Below are 15,736 nucleotides of genomic sequence, written 5' to 3' on the forward strand. Positions count from 1 at the left end.
CAGTGGGCTTCCCCCTTTACCGCGGACTAGATGGTCTGTTCGACTTTCCAGGCAGGGAGCATTTGATTCAGCAGCTTATCTTCCCGGTACCCAAGTACGTATTCCGCCTGCATGATCGTATGGATTTCACGTGTCCCTTCATAAATGACCGGCGCCTTGGAATTTCGCAAGTAACGCTCGACCGGGTACTCATCCGAATAACCGTAAGCCCCGTGGATTTGTACGGCATCATCCGCTGCTTGATTGGCAAAATCACATGCCTGCCATTTGGCGAGCGAAGTCTCTCTCGTGTTCCGTTTGCCCGCATTCTTTAATTCTCCGGCGCGGTACACGAGCAATCTGCTCATCTGATAACCCGCTTCCATCTTCGCAATCATCTGCTGGACAAGCTGATGCTTGCCGATCTCTTTGCCAAACGTTTCACGTTCGTGGCAATAGTTCACACTCGCCTCCAGACAAGCCATGATTTGCCCGACAGCTCCGGCTGCGACAGTGAAACGGCCGTTATCCAGTGCTGCCATGGCAATTTTAAATCCTTCGCCCTCTTTGCCAAGCAGATTTTCTTTCGGGACTTTCACATCTTCAAAGAAAAGTTCCCCCGTATTCCCCGCGCGGATTCCCAATTTCCCTTTGATCGCTTTTGATGAGAACCCCTCCCAACTACGTTCTACGATAAATGCTGAAATCCCTTTATGTTTTTCTGCACGGTCACCCGTATAAGCAAACACGATGAAGTTGTCCGCAATGTCACAGAGAGAGATCCAGGTCTTCTGACCATTGAGGATATAGTGATCCCCCTCGCGCTTCGCGGTCGTCTCCAGAGCCGCGACATTCGAACCGGCCCCGGGCTCCGTCAAACCGAAGGCCCCAATCTTCTCACCCTTCGATTGGGGAATTAAATATCTCCTCTTTTGTTCCTCCGTCCCCCACTGCAATAACGTCATACTATTCAATCCCGTATGGACGGAGACAGCCGTCCGGAAAGCGGTATCTCCCCGTTCCAATTCTTCACAAACGATGGCTAATGAATTATAGTCCATCCCGCTTCCGCCATATTCTTCTGGAATGCACACCCCCATCAAACCGAGTTCGGCAAGCCGTTTGAATATTGCTGGATCGGACTGGCCGGCACGATCCCATTCCCCGATGTACGGCATAATTTCCTTATCCACAAAACCTCGTACCGTATTGCGCAACATTTCCTGCTCTTCTGTAAAAGTAAAATTCATATCCATTCTCCTTTTCGTTTTGATCGGAAATGTAAAAAGCCAATTCAAATAGACTTCAGGCATGCTGGAGTCAAATTGAACTGGCTTCATGTCTACGTCACAACCCCTGGCGAAGGGTTTTTGCAGACTAGGCAGATTTTGGCTTTTTAATTTCTCTCATAACTCATGCGTGGTGAACGTGGCAACGTTTCTGCATGATGTGTTACTAGTAATAGTAGTACAACTAAACTGAAATGTAAATAGAAATATCTAATTTATTCAAATATTTAATCTACCATCTCTCAACCTTTGAGATTTTCATATTGTTTATGTAAGTCCTTCAGCGCAGAGACCAACGCATTGCTCGCCTTTCCCAAGTAATGATTTTTAATATCCGCGATAGGCTTTTCAATACCATCCTGCAAACTATGGCCTTTTAAAATTTGTTGAAAAAAATCCCTTCCGTGAAGTGTCGCCAACGTACAACTAGCCGTCACGATTACGCCGTACTTCTTATCAATTTCAGCCGTAATCGTGAGTGTTTCATACATATTTTGTGCCGCCATTCCTGATGGGAGCCTTGCATGTCCAGCGATAAAAATCGTATTCATCATCAATCAACTCCTTTTTCATCTGTCTAGTAAAATTATATCTCTTGCTGTCTGAAAAAACTGTAATTAGGCTTCCCTTAAAAATCCATGACACCCGTCCGCCGACACAAACGCCACGTCCTGTGCGTCGGAGGCTTAGGGCCAACAGGAAGTTGGTCACTTAGACGTTGACAATCGAACAGCGAAGGGTTCGATTTGCCTTAATTTCTGCGATCTTTGCAGAAATTAAGGCACCTTTCAGGATGCGGCGGTTTTAGTCTGAGTTCCCCTATTCAGCGGGAATTTGAATACCCGCCGAACAGGAGATGAAACCGCATTTACCTTACCACCTATATAGGTGGGAGTCTTCCGCTGAATAAAGCTAAAAAACGCCATAACCCGACCAAACTTCTGACCGAATCATGACGCCGCTTCTTGCTCACTTTACTCATACACTCCCAATATTTCAACGGCCTCTTCCGCCAAGGAAGTGTCAACCGCTTTATCAAAATCGATTTCTCCCCGGATCGCCCCGTTCGCCTTATACGTATCATATTGTTTCTTTATATCCTCTACGAACATCTTGCCGTTTGCATCTAGGCCGGTGACGTTCACCTGATCCCATAGGGCTGGGTCTTTCAAGGCCGTATGCTTCACCATTATATCCACGACCTCTTCCTTGCCGATGTCTTTGAAAAACGCGTCATTATAGTCACGGACTCCTTTTAAATAAGCAGCCATGAAACGCAAGGATACGGGATCGTTTTCCATGAACTTCGGCGAGGCGAGAACCATGGCGATCTGTGATTCAGGCGCATAGTCTGTCGCATCTTTGAACCGGTGGTGGAACCCATTGGCGACTCCTTGTGCAATGAGCGGCTCGATACTGAGCGCGGCATCAATCGTACCGGAGTCAATCGCCCCCAACATCGCCCCGAAGTCCGCAATATGGACGTATTCCACATCATCCTCTGTGAGGCCGGCATGCTTCAACATCTCTTCATAAATATATCCATCAATGGAGTTACGGGATGAGACGGCAATTTTCTTTCCTTTGAAGTCTGGATAATCCTTGATCACATCGACCATATGGTTGCCGATGACAAACGTGAAATACGATTTCCCCGGCATATTATGGCCCTTATCCGCAATGATGCGCACGTCGATTCCTTGCGCAATGGCGTTAAAGAAAGATGCAGTTGACACGCCGCCCGCAATGTCTACTTCTCCGGCAGCAAGGGCTGGCAACATATCATCACTGTTCGCAAAATCGGCGAAATCCACTTCGATATTCATTTCTTCAAAATATCCTTTTTCTTTTGCGATATAGAATCCCGCACCCGAAGCCGCGCCATCTTCGGCAATCAAGATTTTTACCCGTTCGTCCAACGGAGTCAGTTTATCGGTTGCCTCCTCAGCCGGAGTTTCTGGTGTCGGAACAGGGGCAGGAGCGGGTTTCGGTTGGGACGATTCTTTCGGAGTACAAGCCCCAAGGATCAGAACAAGCCCGACGACCATCGTCAACCAACCATTCTTCAACCACTTTGTCACATCATCTCTCCTCTTTACGCTTTTTCTCGTCTGGACCGTTGCACTTCATCTTGCAAATGTTGCCAAATGTCAACAAACCGACTGGCCATGATCGGATCTTTTCGAATGTCTTCCATTGTACGGGGACGCGGCATATCTATCCGGATCTCCTCTACAATCCGGCCGGGCTGGGAGCTCATCAATAGGATGCGGTCACCGAGAAGCAAAGCTTCATCGATGCTATGGGTAATGAAAAGCACCGTCTTTCCGGTTTCTTCCCAAATTGATAAAAGCTCTTCCTGCAAGATGAACTTATTTTGCTCATCCAACGCGGCGAACGGTTCATCCATCAGCAAGATTTCTGGATCATTGGCGAAGGCTCGGGCGATGCTGACCCGTTGCTTCATCCCGCCGGAAAGTTCTTTCGGATAGAGGGACGAAAATTTTTGTAACCCCGTCTTTTTCAAATAATAGTCGGTCCGTTCTCGTATGAGTTTCTTTGGCAAATGTCGCATTTTCAGACCAAATGCCACATTTTCCTCCACGGTGAGCCATGGGATGATTCCCCGTTCCTGAAACACCATCGATTGAAGCGGCCGATCCTCTCCTGCCGTGGCAATGGTGAAGTCTCCAATGCTCGGGCTTTCCAGTCCGGCCAAAATTCGGAGCAGCGTCGTTTTGCCACAGCCGCTCGGACCGACAAGACAGACGAATTCCCCTTCGTCGATTGTCAAGTTGATATTATCAAGCGCTGTGACGCTCCCCTGCTTTTTATAGAAGGCTTTGGTCAAATTCTGTATTGCAATCTTTGTTTTTCCACCCATCCGCTCACCTCCATGGCAGGATTTTCTTCTGGATTCCCCGAAGCACTAACGAGAACAGATACCCGAAAAATGATATCAGAATGAGGCCCACATACATTTCCTTAAGAAGGAATGCTTTATACGACACCCATATCAAATAACCGATTCCCGAAGTCGCTCCCATCATTTCCGCAGCCACAATCGTCAGAAGTGCAATCGCCTGCCCCATTTGGATCCCTTCCAACATGACCGGCATGGCGCCAGGCAGCGCGATCTTCCAGAAGAAATTCCATCGGCTAGCTCCATAGTTTTGTGCCACATCAAGGTAGATCTTGTCGATATTGATGACGCCGGCTGCTGTATTGATGACGACAGGGAAAAAAACGCTTCCCGCGATCGTTACAACTTTCGACAAATCACCAATACCGAATAAAATGATGATGATGGGTAGCAAAGCCAGGGTGGGGATCGGCATGAGGGCCATCACAATCGGGGAAACAAAGTGCCGGATCGGTGAATACAATCCCATCAGCAAGCCGATGACCACGCCAGGAATGACACCAGCCAGGAACCCGGCAAAGATTCGGTATAGCGAGACTCCGATATGGCTAGCCATTACACCGCTTGTCAACATCTGCCAAAACGTGCCTATAATTGCGGATGGCGGCGGGAAAAAACGAACGTCAATCATTCCAGTCCTCGACAAAAGTTCCCATAAGGCAAGGAGGAAAATGGGCGAAATGATCGTTAGCATCCGTTTTAACCGCTCTTTCGTTTGCTTCAGTTTCCACTCCCGCTGTTCGATTTCAAATGGATCATATCGTACAGCCGTCTCCTCTTTTTTCAACGTTCACCACCTCTTCATATAAATTGTATGTATATGCCTAACGAAGTGTGTTGGGCACTGCCGGAAAGATGAGAGATTTCGACAGGATTTTAATATGTTTTGGCGTTCGTTGGACATCGGGGGAGAATGGTTAGACTTCTTCATCACTTCATCAAAAATTCCCCATCCCGATTTCATTCCGCAAAACAAAAAAGCCGTTTCTCCCGGCCAGTCATACTACCCGGGGGAACGGCTTCCTTCTATAACAATTATTATCCGCGCCATGCGTTCATGCCGCCTTTGACATTGGTCACTTTGGCGAATCCTGCTTTTTTCAATAGTCCTGCCGCTTGGGAACTGCGCATGCCGCTTTGGCAGATGACGATGACTTCTTTCTCCTTATCCAAACTTCCCAACTGCGATTTCAACGCTTGGAGCGGGATGTTTTTAAACTCTTTGATATGCCGCCCCTTGTATTCTGTCGGTGTCCGGACATCGACAAACTGCTTGGTCTTGTCTGGGAGCATCCCTTTCAGTTCATCGGTGGATAAGGTCCGAACGCCTTTGGCCGGCATCATCCGCCAGGCGAAAATGCCGACGATGAGTAATATGAAAATCCATTCCATCCATAGGTCCCCCCTCTTTTATCGGATTACCGGCATACCGGTAGTTACATACGCATTGTAGCCGCCCGCCATATGCTTCACCGTATCAAATCCACGTGCTTTTAAGATGCTGGCCGCGATCGCGGATCGGGCCCCGCTTTGGCAATGAATCAAAAGTTTCCGATCCGCCGACACATCGAGTGTACGCAAATGGCCTAGAAATCGGTGCGTTGCTTCGGCGAGATGACCCGCTTGCCATTCGGCGTCATTGCGGACATCAATGACGAACGCATCGGGATTTTTCATCTCCTCGACGAACTCATTGACGGACAACGTTTCATACGTTAGTAATTCCATTCCTTCCAATGCGACCGGATCGACGAAGGCTTCGATTTGATCCAACCCAATGGATTGCAATGCTTGTTTTACGTCAGAACGGGTCGTTTCGTCTGCAATGACAAGAAGCGGTTCTTCGTATTTCGCAAGCCAGCCAGCCCAGTTCGTAAACGATTTATTAAACGGGATATTGATCGAGCCTTTTACTAAGCCTTGTGCTGCTGTCACTGCGGCACGTGTATCCAATATTAAACGGTTTTCACCGATAGCTTGCTCAAAAGAAGCTGCGTCGAAAATCACGTTTGTCTCTTCTTTTTCCAAAATGGCCGGACCTAGCTTATTCAACTTTTTCATCTGCGCAAAGTAAATCGGAGCTTCCGGCTGGTCTTTCAATAAAGCTTCCACAAAAGCTTCTTCATCCTTTATTTGCATCGCCCAGTTGAAATTCTTCTCATACCCGACTGTTGAAATCGGTACGGCGCCCAGCGATTTTCCGCAAGCAGAACCTGCTCCATGCCCGGGCCAAACGATTAAATGGTCCGGCAATTGTTTAAATCGTTGTACCGACCGGAACATATCGCGGGCACCGCTATCCGCCGTACCAACCATACCTGCCGCCTCTTCCAATAAATCCGGCCGGCCGACATCGCCCACAAATACGAAATCCCCTGTAAGTATTCCCATCGGTTCCGTCGCACCGCCGCCGCGATCCGTCAAAAGGAATGAGATACTCTCCGGGGTATGACCAGGCGTATGCCATACCTCAAAATCAATGTTTCCGATGGAGAAAGTGTCCCCTTCCTTCACCAGTTCCACGTCGATTCCATCCGTGTATTCATATTTCCAATCTGCATCGCCTTCATCGGACAGATACAGTTTCACGCCATGTTCCACTGCCAATTGCCGGGCGCCGGAGACGTAATCCGCATGGATATGCGTATCAGCAGCAGCCGTGACGCGTAATCCTTCTGCCGCCGCAGCTTTCAAAATATGCCCGAACTCGCGAGGCGGATCAATGATGATCGACTCTCCCGTCCGTTGACAACCAATTAAATATGAATTCTGCGCCAAGTTCTTATCTGTGAATGAAGTAAAATACATATATACCCCTCCCGGTTTCTTTTCTTAATTCCAAATATACCACTAGGGGTATATTTGTGCAAGTATTAATACTCGACAATACCGAGGTTCCAGTACTAAAAACAGCACCCCCAAGAGGATGCTGTTCATATTAAAAATCCATTCTTTTTCGCTTCGAACGTCAATTCATCTCGAAACTTCGGATGGGCGATGGCGATCAACGCCTTGGCCCGTTCAGACAAAGACTTACCGTAGAGCCGGGCAATCCCGTATTCCGTCACAATATTATCAACATCGTTTTTGGATGTTGTCACGACCGAGCCGGGTGCTAGAAATGTCTTGATCCGGGAAATCATGTCGTTTTTAACGGTGGAGTGCATGCACACATACCCCTTGCCGTACTTAGAAAAGCGGACAGCCCGGGCAAAATCGGCTTGGCCACCCGTTGATGAATAATAGCGGCCCCCAACCGTTTCCGAAGCACATTGGCCATACATGTCCACCTCGGTCGTCGCATTGATGGAGACTAAATGTTCCTCTTTCGCCACTTCACGGGGATCGTTCAACACGTCGACCGGCAAAAACTCGATGGAAGGATTATTGTCGATGAAATCGTACAGTTGCTGCGTCCCAAAAGCGAATGTCGCAACGATTTTTCCTTTATTCGTAAACTTCCTCGTCCCATCCACGGCTCCAGCCGCCACTAGGTCGACGATGCCATCTGTCAACATCTCGGTATGAATGCCGAGGTGCCGTCGATCCTTCAACATCTTCATGACGGCGTTCGGAATGGCTCCGATTCCGATCTGCAACGTAGCACCATCTTCGATATCCGCTGTTACGTACTCGGCAATTTCCCGGTCCTTCTCTTGGATCGGTGCGGACGCCGCTTCCATTAACACAGCATCATGCTCGACATACCCTGCAATCTGGCTAATATGAATCTGATTTTCCCCGAACGTTCGCGGCATATGCTTATTGACTTCCAAAATGAAAGGCACCTTTCCGATGAAGTCGGCAATATAATCCGCCTGTGTCCCTAACGAAAAATACCCATGTTCATCCATCGGAGAGGCCACTGCTAACACCATGGACAGCTTAGTCGTCTTCTTCAGTATGCGAGGCATTTCGTGGAACACATTCGGCACCAGCTCAATTGTCCCTTGTTCATATGGTTTGCGATTGACGCCACTTAAAAAGTAGGACACATGCGACAAATGGTTTTTCATCTCGCCCCACATATAATCCCGTTGGCGAATGGGTAACATCTGATGAATTTTCACGTTGTCCAACTTCCGATAATGCTTCTCCAATATATCTAATAAAAGAACGGGTTCCCCTGCCGCCAAAGGGAGGATAATATCCGCTTCTTTATCTATCAACCCAAGAATCTCTTCTGTTTCCAGTCGCTTCGTCACAACTGTCTCCTCCTTACCGTATATTCCATATTATACACCAGACTGAGCGCTCGCTCAACTTGTTAATCTTCTATAATTTTCATATAATGGAATTATGACAACTCTTACAACCGACCAAATCAGACAGTTGAATATGTATAGTGTGTATATCGAAGAACCGGCCCATCCGCTATTCTCCTTACAGGAACTCTTGGATGCAAATCAAACCGAATCCATCCTGGACATTATCCAAACTGTAAGCCAAAGTCCAAACCGGACAGTAGCCGCCTCGTATTTCATGCGGCGGCTCGGCATGTTCATCGCCATGCAATCTTATAATTTGGCTGCATATGATGAAATCTGGAGTGGCAACTTGGACCGGTTGCGTTTCGGAGCAAGGGAAGAGTACGGTAAATTATCAGTAAGTACGTTTGCATCAGCGGGCGACTGGCAAGATGTTGACGGGATCAACCGGCAAGAGATCATCCGGGGCATCCTCGAATTCTCCAATTCCGTCATCCGTCAAATTCGGTCTGTCTCCTCTGTCTCCCCACTGACGTTGTGGGAAAACATCTTCGGCTTTCTGCTATGGCAATATCATGTGTTGCTGTCGAATCCCGGCACTGACGAAGAAGCGAGGGAAGATCTCGATTTATGGAAAGACGATGCTCTATGGTCTGGCATCGCACCCCGCTCTTTATTCGCCACGTATTTACGTGGCTGTGAACCTTCCGCGTTACTGAATACGGAAGTGCGGACGACATGCTGTTTTTCAAAAGACGTGTCGGGACTCATGCAATGCGGGTTTTGTCCGTTGAAAAAGGGCGGTTGAAGATCCGCCCCGCCTTCAATTTGCCCGGTATGCGCGGAAGGATTTACTGAAAGAATAGATTACGCCGATTGCCGCCCCGCCGTAGAAGAACCCCATGAAAATTCCTGCAGCGAGATTGTGGGGATGGCTGATGAAAATTGACAGGATCAAGCCGATGACTGTCGCAATCGTGGAAAACCAGGCGACCGACAGTTTGAAGAACAGACGGATGAGGAACAGTGAAAGCAGGATAACGGGCACGGCCCAAAAAGCATCCCATACGTTCGTATGGATCACCGGAAATTCTGTTAACATGGGAATCAGTCCTTTTTAAGGATAGCGTGCTCCGGCCTGACAGAATTATACTCATGAAAACCCGCTAAGAGTTGATTCTCCTAACGGGCATCGAATTGCACGATATAATCAGCTTGGCAGATGACGATGGGCGAACGCAAGAATCCCGAAACTGGTTCTCCAAGGTTTGAAAGAGTCTTAAGCATTGAACGTTCAGCTTTACATCGTAAAGAACTTTAAGTCGTAAGATTTGCAGCTTTGAGATGTAAAGTTTGATCTTTCATTTCATAAAATGGACTAATTATTTTAGTTGGTAGTGTGCCGGTTTTGCTTTTCACCCAGAGAAAGGCCGGCAAAAGAAGGGTCTTGTGGATATCGTTTTCGATTACTCATGCAATTCATATGTTGTTTACACGGTGATTTGCGTGATGGCGTTCGATTCGGATAGGACGGCGTCTACCTCTGCTTTGAAACTGGATACGCGCTCTTCCCATTCCTCGATCCGTTTGTCAAGATGCAGCGGGTCGATGAGGACATATTCGTTTCGCTCCATGAATGATTTCGTATGGAGCTCGACCTCCTCTTTTTTCGCATGCTCTTTATTGCCCAAAATGGCAGTCAGATACTCTTCCAACCGCTTGGGCAAAGACTCGTTCTCTTTTGTCAATTTATTGATAGCCGTCCGGCGCGCCGCTACCATGGACGCAAGCAGCCATTCTTCGTTCTGGATGGATGCCTTCCGCTCGATCGCTTTGGCAACCGTCATCGACTCGCCTGCCACTACGACTTCCGTGACGGCATTAGATTGGACGATGGCGTCTTTGATACGGTTCCGCCGTTCAATTAGGGAAACGGCTTTGTCGAAACCGGCTTGTATCGTTTTTTCATAGTCCGCCACGGAAAGTCCGTTGATCTTCTGTGCGGATTTCCGATCGGTCGCAATGTAATCCGCCTCTCCGATCACCTTGGTAATTCGATCATTCAAGGTTTTCAGTTCGGACAAGGCACGATGGATCGACATCGTTTGAGTAGTAGTCATCTGGATTCCTCCAATCGCTATCTTGTAATTCTATCATTTTTGAATGGGCGGTGCTAGATTTGTTAATCAAAGGACATGAGGTACGGGGACGGCAAGTGGACGAGGAAACACGCTGTGTCCATTACCATACCGAAATCGATCGGATTGCGATCAGATTCCATTGTTGCGGGATATATTATCCTTGCTATGAATGCCATCAGGAGATCGGTTGTGGGCAGCCGGATGTGTGGCCAAAGGAAAGGTTCGGGGAAAAAGCAATCCTCTGCGGAGCATGCGGGCATGAACTGACCATTGCGGAATACCTTGAATGCAAGTCGGAATGCCCACAGTGCTCTGCCCCCTTCAACCCGGGATGCAATCTGCATCGGCATTTGTATTTTAAGAAATGAAAAAAGGCCACTACGTTTGGGAGTAACGGGTTCGGTTGTTGGGGAGAAAAACGCTATTGACAGAGTAAATATCATATCAATTGCATATGTTTCAACAGCGAATTAACGATATGAATTGCAAATAAAAATGCTCAGAAGTCTAAGCGTTTTTTTACGTATATTTACTAACCTTTATTTCACGAAAGCAGCCGTTCGTGGAAGATTGGTTTCTTGATCCACCATGTAGCTTATTCTACTAAGAACCTGTGGTACCATCATCTTGATTATGTGTGTTAATTAAGCTTTAATGAAATAGAATTTGATTCTTGAGTTACAATGATATCTTGCTGTTCAGAATGTCCATCTGCATATTTTACATTTACTTTAATGATAATATCATCACCTATTACTTCATTGCCGTCATGAGGAATTGCAAGAGTATATTTATGTTTTTCCTGTTCATTATAGTTAACTTTATAGGTATTCCCTAAATCCTTTATACCCTCATATACATCCGAACCAGGCACACCAGTAATGAAATTTATCTTTTCCGATCTTAACCATTCACTGTCTGCATACTCTTTAGATGTAAATGTAACATCCTCAATAAACTTGCCTTCGCTTAAGGTATAAGTAATTGAGTCGATCTGTTCTCCAGTTATCTTGAGTCTAACATTTGTAAAAATTAAATTAGCTCCATCACCACTTATACTTATAGTACCTAATCTATCTTCTGTTGCTAATTCAATAGTAGCTTCTTCTGATGTAATAGTTGTATTAAACTGTTTCCCATCGTCACTCAATGCATAAGCTGTGATTGCAAAATTTGCGACTTGGAGCTCTCCATTCTTATTAAAATATGGCATGCCTATCATAATAGATAAAAAGATCCCAAATGCACATGCTACCGAAATCCACCTTTTATAATTCACTTGAACCGATTTTTTCTTTCCCATATTCTCTTTCACACGATCTTCCATAGCTTTTGACATTTCAATAGAAGTAACAGCATCTTTGATCTTCTCAAAGTCCATATTTATTCTCCTTTCGATATCTTTCTCGAAGAAGCTCTCTTCCCCGTTGTAACCGCTTTTTCACTGCTGATGTAGTAATAGTAAGGATTTTCGCTATTTCATCGACTTTATAGCCCTCCACATAATGAAGTAACAATACAACTTTATGTTTAGTTGGCAATTTCATTAGATGATCAAGTAAACCGTTGTTTTTATCATTCTTAGAATATAGCTGTAAATCATTGATATCTATATGTTTACGAATAATATTGTACCTTCTCATATTCTTGCAGCGATTCGTGGCAATCTTTATTAACCATGCTTTCTCATGTTCTGAATCGTTAAAAGTTGGAGATTTCGTTAGATAAGTAATAAAAGTATCTTGTACGACATCTTCTGCATCTTTCTCATTGCATAAAATAACAAGACAAATACTAAATAGCATATTGCCATATGTATCAACAATTCGCTCTACATCTAGTTCAGCCGACCAAACTACTTGTTGCAACATTCCTCAACTCCTTTCACTACTAACACACTTGAAGAAACCAAATGGTGACTTTTTGTTTTAGAAAAAAACATCCTATATAAAACGTACTAAAGAAGTGGAGATTACCAGCCAACCGTTGCTTTCCGTTCCAGGCGGACGCTTTCCGCGGGCACGGCTTCAATCTCCTCGTCGCTGCGCTCCTGCGGGGCTTTCAGCTCGTGCTGTTCCCGCTGGAGTCGCCGCCTTCCACTACAAGCAACTGGAGCCACCCATTACAAATCATTAGTTCGTTCTATATAGTCAATATGTACCTCGTTCAGCACAGTAATGGAACAACAAATATTTGAAATCGCACTCTAATTAGGAAAATATTAGCACAACGACTGACATAAGTAATTTTTATTATTCCGGTATTCAAATATTCAACAAATGCACCCGTTAGTTCAACAAGGTTTTAGTATTTTTTCAAGTACAATAGGACCCGTTCTCTTTGTCGTTGTATTAACTGTCCGAACTTTGATACGAGTAGGTCGCATTACAGGAGAAACTTCATCCAGGTTCCCAGCCCAAGTAGTTTCTCCATATTTAGTTAAAGGGGACAACGAGAAAATCCAACTTATTTCCTTCGGAATATATGCTAATACTTCATAACCATCATAATCCCCAAAGTTGGACGGTTCTGGTAAATGAAGTGCATGAACACTAAGACTTGTCCGTTCATCATTAAACTTTCTTTCAATATTATAAATCAGTGCTACTCCTCTGGCATTTTTAGGTACGTTTTTTGTTGGTTCAAGTATTGCTGAACAAGGTGGCAACTCTTCAATTTTATTCTCAGAATGGGTTTGTGAAGGAAGAATTACTAAAATGAAGATAAGGCTAAAAAGCAATTTTTTCATTTCTGATTCTCCTTAAATTTGTTTAATATCATTATCCCCCAAAACACCATATTTATTGTATTTCAATTGTTCCTTGTTGAACTATCCTGCTTCGTTAGTTGAAGAACATCACTTTACAATCTTTAATTTATTCGAGCATAGCTTCCCCATTTTCCTTCTACAAATATTTTTCTTACTAATATCCAATTAACAATTGTTTTAACAATGGAATTCACAAAGTCACATAAATTTATGCGATGCTGCTACTTCACGTGCTAATTGTGGTCAGTTTGTCTATATAAAGAATCTAAGTGTTGATACAACAAAAAAAGGGACACCAATTCATATCCGAATTGTGTCCCCGAACACTATGTTTTTTATTGTTTTCTCCCTAACAACCGAACTCGTTAGTTTAGGAGCGATCCTCTTTTATTACATCCCGACACCATCAAAGCTAGTTTCCTCCCCATTGACTTCCAAGAGAAGCGTGTCGTAGGATCGGTCTTTTTGAATCCGATAGAGCACCGCTGATTTCGGCTCGATCTCCGTAGAGTCCTCGGCGATCCGACTTTCTTGGATAGAAAGTTTTAACACATCTTGCTGTGCGTCAATTTGAAGATCAGAGAAATGAATAGTGGTCTCTCCCGATTCGGCTATACTTCCATTCAAGAACAGGTAGTATGTGTCCTCCCCATCCATGAACAAATAATAACCATTGTCCTTCCGTACTTTATGAATAAATTCCTGGACATCGGCTCCGACACTGTTCAGTTCGACTTCCGTATAATCCAGCTCTTTGCCGCATCCAGCCAACAGAAGGAATAAAAAGCAGATGGATGCAAATCGCGTATTGATCCCCTCACTTCCGTTTAAACCACTTTTCGCATAATTCATGGAAGGTAAGATTCGTCGTGAAAATGACGTACCATAAGAATAGAAGAAGGATGACAGTCAGCATTCTGGGCTGCCCTTCCACTGCAACCTGCATTGGGACAATGTAGAAAATACCCGTCAAACCTAAAGTGATGGAAAACAGTTCGATATAAAACCGTAATTTTAGAAAATCCATCACGCATCGCTCCTAATGTGTTTTGGAAGAGTTAATCACATATGAAGTTTATGTTTTGAATCAGCATTATACCATTGTTCATTTAGCATACTATACGATTAGTAATATTTCTACTTAATTTCCAATATACGGATTAATAAAAACCTTAGCTGTCCGTTACGTCAATTTTCCACCATGCCGTTTTGTCGAATCGCCTTGACAAAGTAGGGTTCCTTCCTAGCAACTACAGCCCCAGCAGCAATAATAAGAGCAACACTTGCAATCCAGGCGAGAGATGTCATATTTTGCAGCAACATGCCATCCGCTCCTCCAAAAATAATGGAATAATAACCATCTGCCCCATAAGTAGCTGGTAGTAAGGCAGAGAGTGTGCGATATCCGCTTGAAAGCAAATCTCTCGAGATGAGCACACCCGACGTTACAAGCTGAAGGGAGAGTGCCAGAATATTAAACGCCATCCCATAATTGCCAAACAAGTACACGAAGACTTGAGCAAATAGGAGGAAGGTCAGGAACATAACGCTTTGAAACAAATACACCAGATATAGCGGCTCCTTCATTTCAACACTGAACAGGTGCATTAACCCGATCGTTAGCAAAGGCAGCAGAAAAGCGACAGTAACATTGATCAGCTGTCTGCCGAGAAACAGGCTCCACTTGGAGTGGGCCGTCCGGAGAAACGAGGAGGCTTCGTGAATTTGCATGATCATGACCATCGCACCGACAAAGGAAGAGATGATCACCATAAGCGGAACAAGATTGGCTGAAAATTCGCTATCTTCGTTTGGTTTCTTAATATTTTTTTTAACCGGTTCAGTTTCCAAAGCGGACAATAGCGATTGAACCTCCGCGGCTATGCCTTGTGCAGTTGGCTGGTCGAGCGGCAACTGTTGCAATTGTTGTGTGATGACTGCGGCTCCCGCTGCAGTCTGCTTGGCGAATACATTTGCATTTAGCTCGTTTGTCACTTGGTTGGTCGCCTGCTCCATAATCGATTTACTGAAAATCGGGCTGGCTTGGTTGATCCAATAATAAATAAATGGTTGCTTCCCTTCTTGTAATGTAGTCATAAAATGGGAAGGTATCTGAATAACCATTTCCGTTTCCCGTTTGTTCATTTCCTCTAGTGCTTCATCCAATTGAGAGTGCACCTTCACTTGAAAAGGAAGACCTTGCTGCAAAGCAGTTGCAACCTCCCCCGTTCCATCTTCATCTACAATGCTGACAGACAATTGGTCTGTACGATCCTGCACCCCCATGTAAGCGGTCAGCCAGACAGCGAAGAAAATGAGTTGAAATAAAATGGCTGCGGAGATGCCGATGTACGTCCCTCTCACTTTAAGTAATGCTTTTAACCCTTTCATAATGAACACCTTCCTTGTTTGTAAGTACTTACTTG

The 15,736-nt window shown here is 45.2% G+C and carries 18 protein-coding genes; 2 read left to right on the forward strand and 16 right to left on the reverse strand.

What is annotated here, in order from left to right; genetic code table 11:
• Nucleotides 1–26: 26 nt before the first annotated feature.
• From MKY41_RS12850 to MKY41_RS12885, 8 genes are all read right to left on the reverse strand, one after another.
• Nucleotides 27–1,229, reverse strand: a complete 1,203-nt coding sequence (locus MKY41_RS12850; protein ID WP_340745390.1) for an acyl-CoA dehydrogenase family protein — start codon at nt 1,227–1,229, stop codon at nt 27–29.
• Nucleotides 1,230–1,510: 281 nt separating this feature from the next.
• Nucleotides 1,511–1,819, reverse strand: coding sequence for a DUF3870 domain-containing protein (locus tag MKY41_RS12855; protein ID WP_041076357.1), 309 nt, complete (start codon nt 1,817–1,819; stop codon nt 1,511–1,513).
• A gap of 423 nt (nt 1,820–2,242) precedes the next feature.
• Nucleotides 2,243–3,316 (reverse strand): ABC transporter substrate-binding protein, encoded by a 1,074-nt coding sequence (locus tag MKY41_RS12860; RefSeq protein ID WP_041076355.1) that lies wholly within the window; start codon nt 3,314–3,316, stop codon nt 2,243–2,245.
• A gap of 47 nt (nt 3,317–3,363) precedes the next feature.
• Nucleotides 3,364–4,152, reverse strand: coding sequence for an ABC transporter ATP-binding protein (locus MKY41_RS12865; RefSeq protein ID WP_340745391.1), 789 nt, complete (start codon nt 4,150–4,152; stop codon nt 3,364–3,366).
• A gap of 4 nt (nt 4,153–4,156) precedes the next feature.
• On the reverse strand, nt 4,157–4,885 hold the full coding sequence (locus MKY41_RS12870; RefSeq protein WP_445683333.1) for an ABC transporter permease: 729 nt from the start codon (nt 4,883–4,885) through the stop codon (nt 4,157–4,159).
• Between the two features lie 344 nt (nt 4,886–5,229).
• Nucleotides 5,230–5,583, reverse strand: a complete 354-nt coding sequence (locus MKY41_RS12875) for a rhodanese-like domain-containing protein (protein ID WP_340745393.1) — start codon at nt 5,581–5,583, stop codon at nt 5,230–5,232.
• 18 nt (nt 5,584–5,601) lie between these two features.
• Entirely contained in the window at nt 5,602–6,999 is a 1,398-nt protein-coding gene (locus tag MKY41_RS12880) for a rhodanese-like domain-containing protein (protein ID WP_340745394.1), read from the reverse strand.
• A gap of 125 nt (nt 7,000–7,124) precedes the next feature.
• A complete protein-coding gene (locus MKY41_RS12885; protein WP_340745395.1) occupies nt 7,125–8,396 on the reverse strand; it encodes an acetyl-CoA hydrolase/transferase family protein in 1,272 nt (423 codons plus the stop codon).
• 94 nt (nt 8,397–8,490) lie between these two features.
• On the opposite strand from MKY41_RS12885, the gene MKY41_RS12890 reads away from it, so the two are divergent.
• Nucleotides 8,491–9,207 (forward strand): hypothetical protein, encoded by a 717-nt coding sequence (locus MKY41_RS12890; protein WP_340745396.1) that lies wholly within the window; start codon nt 8,491–8,493, stop codon nt 9,205–9,207.
• A 15-nt stretch (nt 9,208–9,222) separates the two neighbouring features.
• Here the strand turns inward: MKY41_RS12890 and MKY41_RS12895 are convergent, their stop codons facing one another.
• On the reverse strand, nt 9,223–9,501 hold the full coding sequence (locus MKY41_RS12895; protein ID WP_340745397.1) for a hypothetical protein: 279 nt from the start codon (nt 9,499–9,501) through the stop codon (nt 9,223–9,225).
• Nucleotides 9,502–9,889: 388 nt separating this feature from the next.
• The gene (locus MKY41_RS12900; protein WP_340745398.1) at nt 9,890–10,519 is read right to left on the reverse strand and encodes a hypothetical protein; all 630 of its coding nucleotides are present in this window, start codon (nt 10,517–10,519) and stop codon (nt 9,890–9,892) included.
• Nucleotides 10,520–10,614: 95 nt separating this feature from the next.
• On the opposite strand from MKY41_RS12900, the gene MKY41_RS12905 reads away from it, so the two are divergent.
• On the forward strand, nt 10,615–10,908 hold the full coding sequence (locus MKY41_RS12905; protein ID WP_340745701.1) for a CHY zinc finger protein: 294 nt from the start codon (nt 10,615–10,617) through the stop codon (nt 10,906–10,908).
• 272 nt (nt 10,909–11,180) lie between these two features.
• Here the strand turns inward: MKY41_RS12905 and MKY41_RS12910 are convergent, their stop codons facing one another.
• The 6 genes from MKY41_RS12910 to MKY41_RS12935 all read right to left on the reverse strand — a co-directional run bounded on the left by MKY41_RS12910 (nt 11,181) and on the right by MKY41_RS12935 (nt 15,701).
• The gene (locus tag MKY41_RS12910) at nt 11,181–11,921 is read right to left on the reverse strand and encodes a hypothetical protein (RefSeq protein ID WP_340745399.1); all 741 of its coding nucleotides are present in this window, start codon (nt 11,919–11,921) and stop codon (nt 11,181–11,183) included.
• Nucleotides 11,911–12,411 carry an RNA polymerase sigma factor gene (locus MKY41_RS12915; protein ID WP_340745400.1) on the reverse strand — a complete coding sequence of 167 codons (501 nt, stop codon included), beginning with the start codon at nt 12,409–12,411 and terminating at the stop codon, nt 11,911–11,913. The genes MKY41_RS12910 and MKY41_RS12915 overlap by 11 nt, the downstream gene beginning before the upstream one ends.
• Nucleotides 12,412–12,833: 422 nt before the next feature.
• Complete coding sequence (locus tag MKY41_RS12920) at nt 12,834–13,289, reverse strand: hypothetical protein (RefSeq protein ID WP_340745401.1); 456 nt, start codon at nt 13,287–13,289, stop codon at nt 12,834–12,836.
• Nucleotides 13,290–13,700: 411 nt separating this feature from the next.
• Entirely contained in the window at nt 13,701–14,162 is a 462-nt protein-coding gene (locus tag MKY41_RS12925) for a hypothetical protein (RefSeq protein WP_340745402.1), read from the reverse strand.
• Nucleotides 14,128–14,337, reverse strand: a complete 210-nt coding sequence (locus MKY41_RS12930; RefSeq protein ID WP_340745403.1) for a hypothetical protein — start codon at nt 14,335–14,337, stop codon at nt 14,128–14,130. The genes MKY41_RS12925 and MKY41_RS12930 overlap by 35 nt, the downstream gene beginning before the upstream one ends.
• Before the next feature lie 161 nt (nt 14,338–14,498).
• On the reverse strand, nt 14,499–15,701 hold the full coding sequence (locus MKY41_RS12935; protein ID WP_340745404.1) for a YhgE/Pip domain-containing protein: 1,203 nt from the start codon (nt 15,699–15,701) through the stop codon (nt 14,499–14,501).
• Between the last annotated feature and the right edge of the window lie 35 nt (nt 15,702–15,736).

It is taken from the genome of Sporosarcina sp. FSL W7-1349 (assembly GCF_038003045.1).
Classification (GTDB): Bacteria; Bacillota; Bacilli; order Bacillales_A; family Planococcaceae; genus Sporosarcina.

Coding starts and splice junctions, on each gene's coding strand:
- MKY41_RS12910 (WP_340745399.1), bottom strand. CDS start 11,921: ATGGACTTTGAGAAGATCAAAGATGCTGTTACTTCTATTGAAATGTCA.
- MKY41_RS12860 (WP_041076355.1), bottom strand. CDS start 3,316: ATGGTCGTCGGGCTTGTTCTGATCCTTGGGGCTTGTACTCCGAAAGAA.
- MKY41_RS12900 (WP_340745398.1), bottom strand. CDS start 10,519: ATGACTACTACTCAAACGATGTCGATCCATCGTGCCTTGTCCGAACTG.
- MKY41_RS12935 (WP_340745404.1), bottom strand. CDS start 15,701: ATGAAAGGGTTAAAAGCATTACTTAAAGTGAGAGGGACGTACATCGGC.
- MKY41_RS12920 (WP_340745401.1), bottom strand. CDS start 13,289: ATGAAAAAATTGCTTTTTAGCCTTATCTTCATTTTAGTAATTCTTCCT.
- MKY41_RS12855 (WP_041076357.1), bottom strand. CDS start 1,819: ATGAATACGATTTTTATCGCTGGACATGCAAGGCTCCCATCAGGAATG.
- MKY41_RS12930 (WP_340745403.1), bottom strand. CDS start 14,337: ATGGATTTTCTAAAATTACGGTTTTATATCGAACTGTTTTCCATCACT.
- MKY41_RS12880 (WP_340745394.1), bottom strand. CDS start 6,999: ATGTATTTTACTTCATTCACAGATAAGAACTTGGCGCAGAATTCATAT.
- MKY41_RS12925 (WP_340745402.1), bottom strand. CDS start 14,162: ATGAATTATGCGAAAAGTGGTTTAAACGGAAGTGAGGGGATCAATACG.
- MKY41_RS12875 (WP_340745393.1), bottom strand. CDS start 5,583: ATGGAATGGATTTTCATATTACTCATCGTCGGCATTTTCGCCTGGCGG.
- MKY41_RS12865 (WP_340745391.1), bottom strand. CDS start 4,152: ATGGGTGGAAAAACAAAGATTGCAATACAGAATTTGACCAAAGCCTTC.
- MKY41_RS12870 (WP_445683333.1), bottom strand. CDS start 4,885: ATGCTAACGATCATTTCGCCCATTTTCCTCCTTGCCTTATGGGAACTT.
- MKY41_RS12850 (WP_340745390.1), bottom strand. CDS start 1,229: ATGAATTTTACTTTTACAGAAGAGCAGGAAATGTTGCGCAATACGGTA.
- MKY41_RS12895 (WP_340745397.1), bottom strand. CDS start 9,501: ATGTTAACAGAATTTCCGGTGATCCATACGAACGTATGGGATGCTTTT.
- MKY41_RS12890 (WP_340745396.1), top strand. CDS start 8,491: ATGACAACTCTTACAACCGACCAAATCAGACAGTTGAATATGTATAGT.
- MKY41_RS12915 (WP_340745400.1), bottom strand. CDS start 12,411: ATGTTGCAACAAGTAGTTTGGTCGGCTGAACTAGATGTAGAGCGAATT.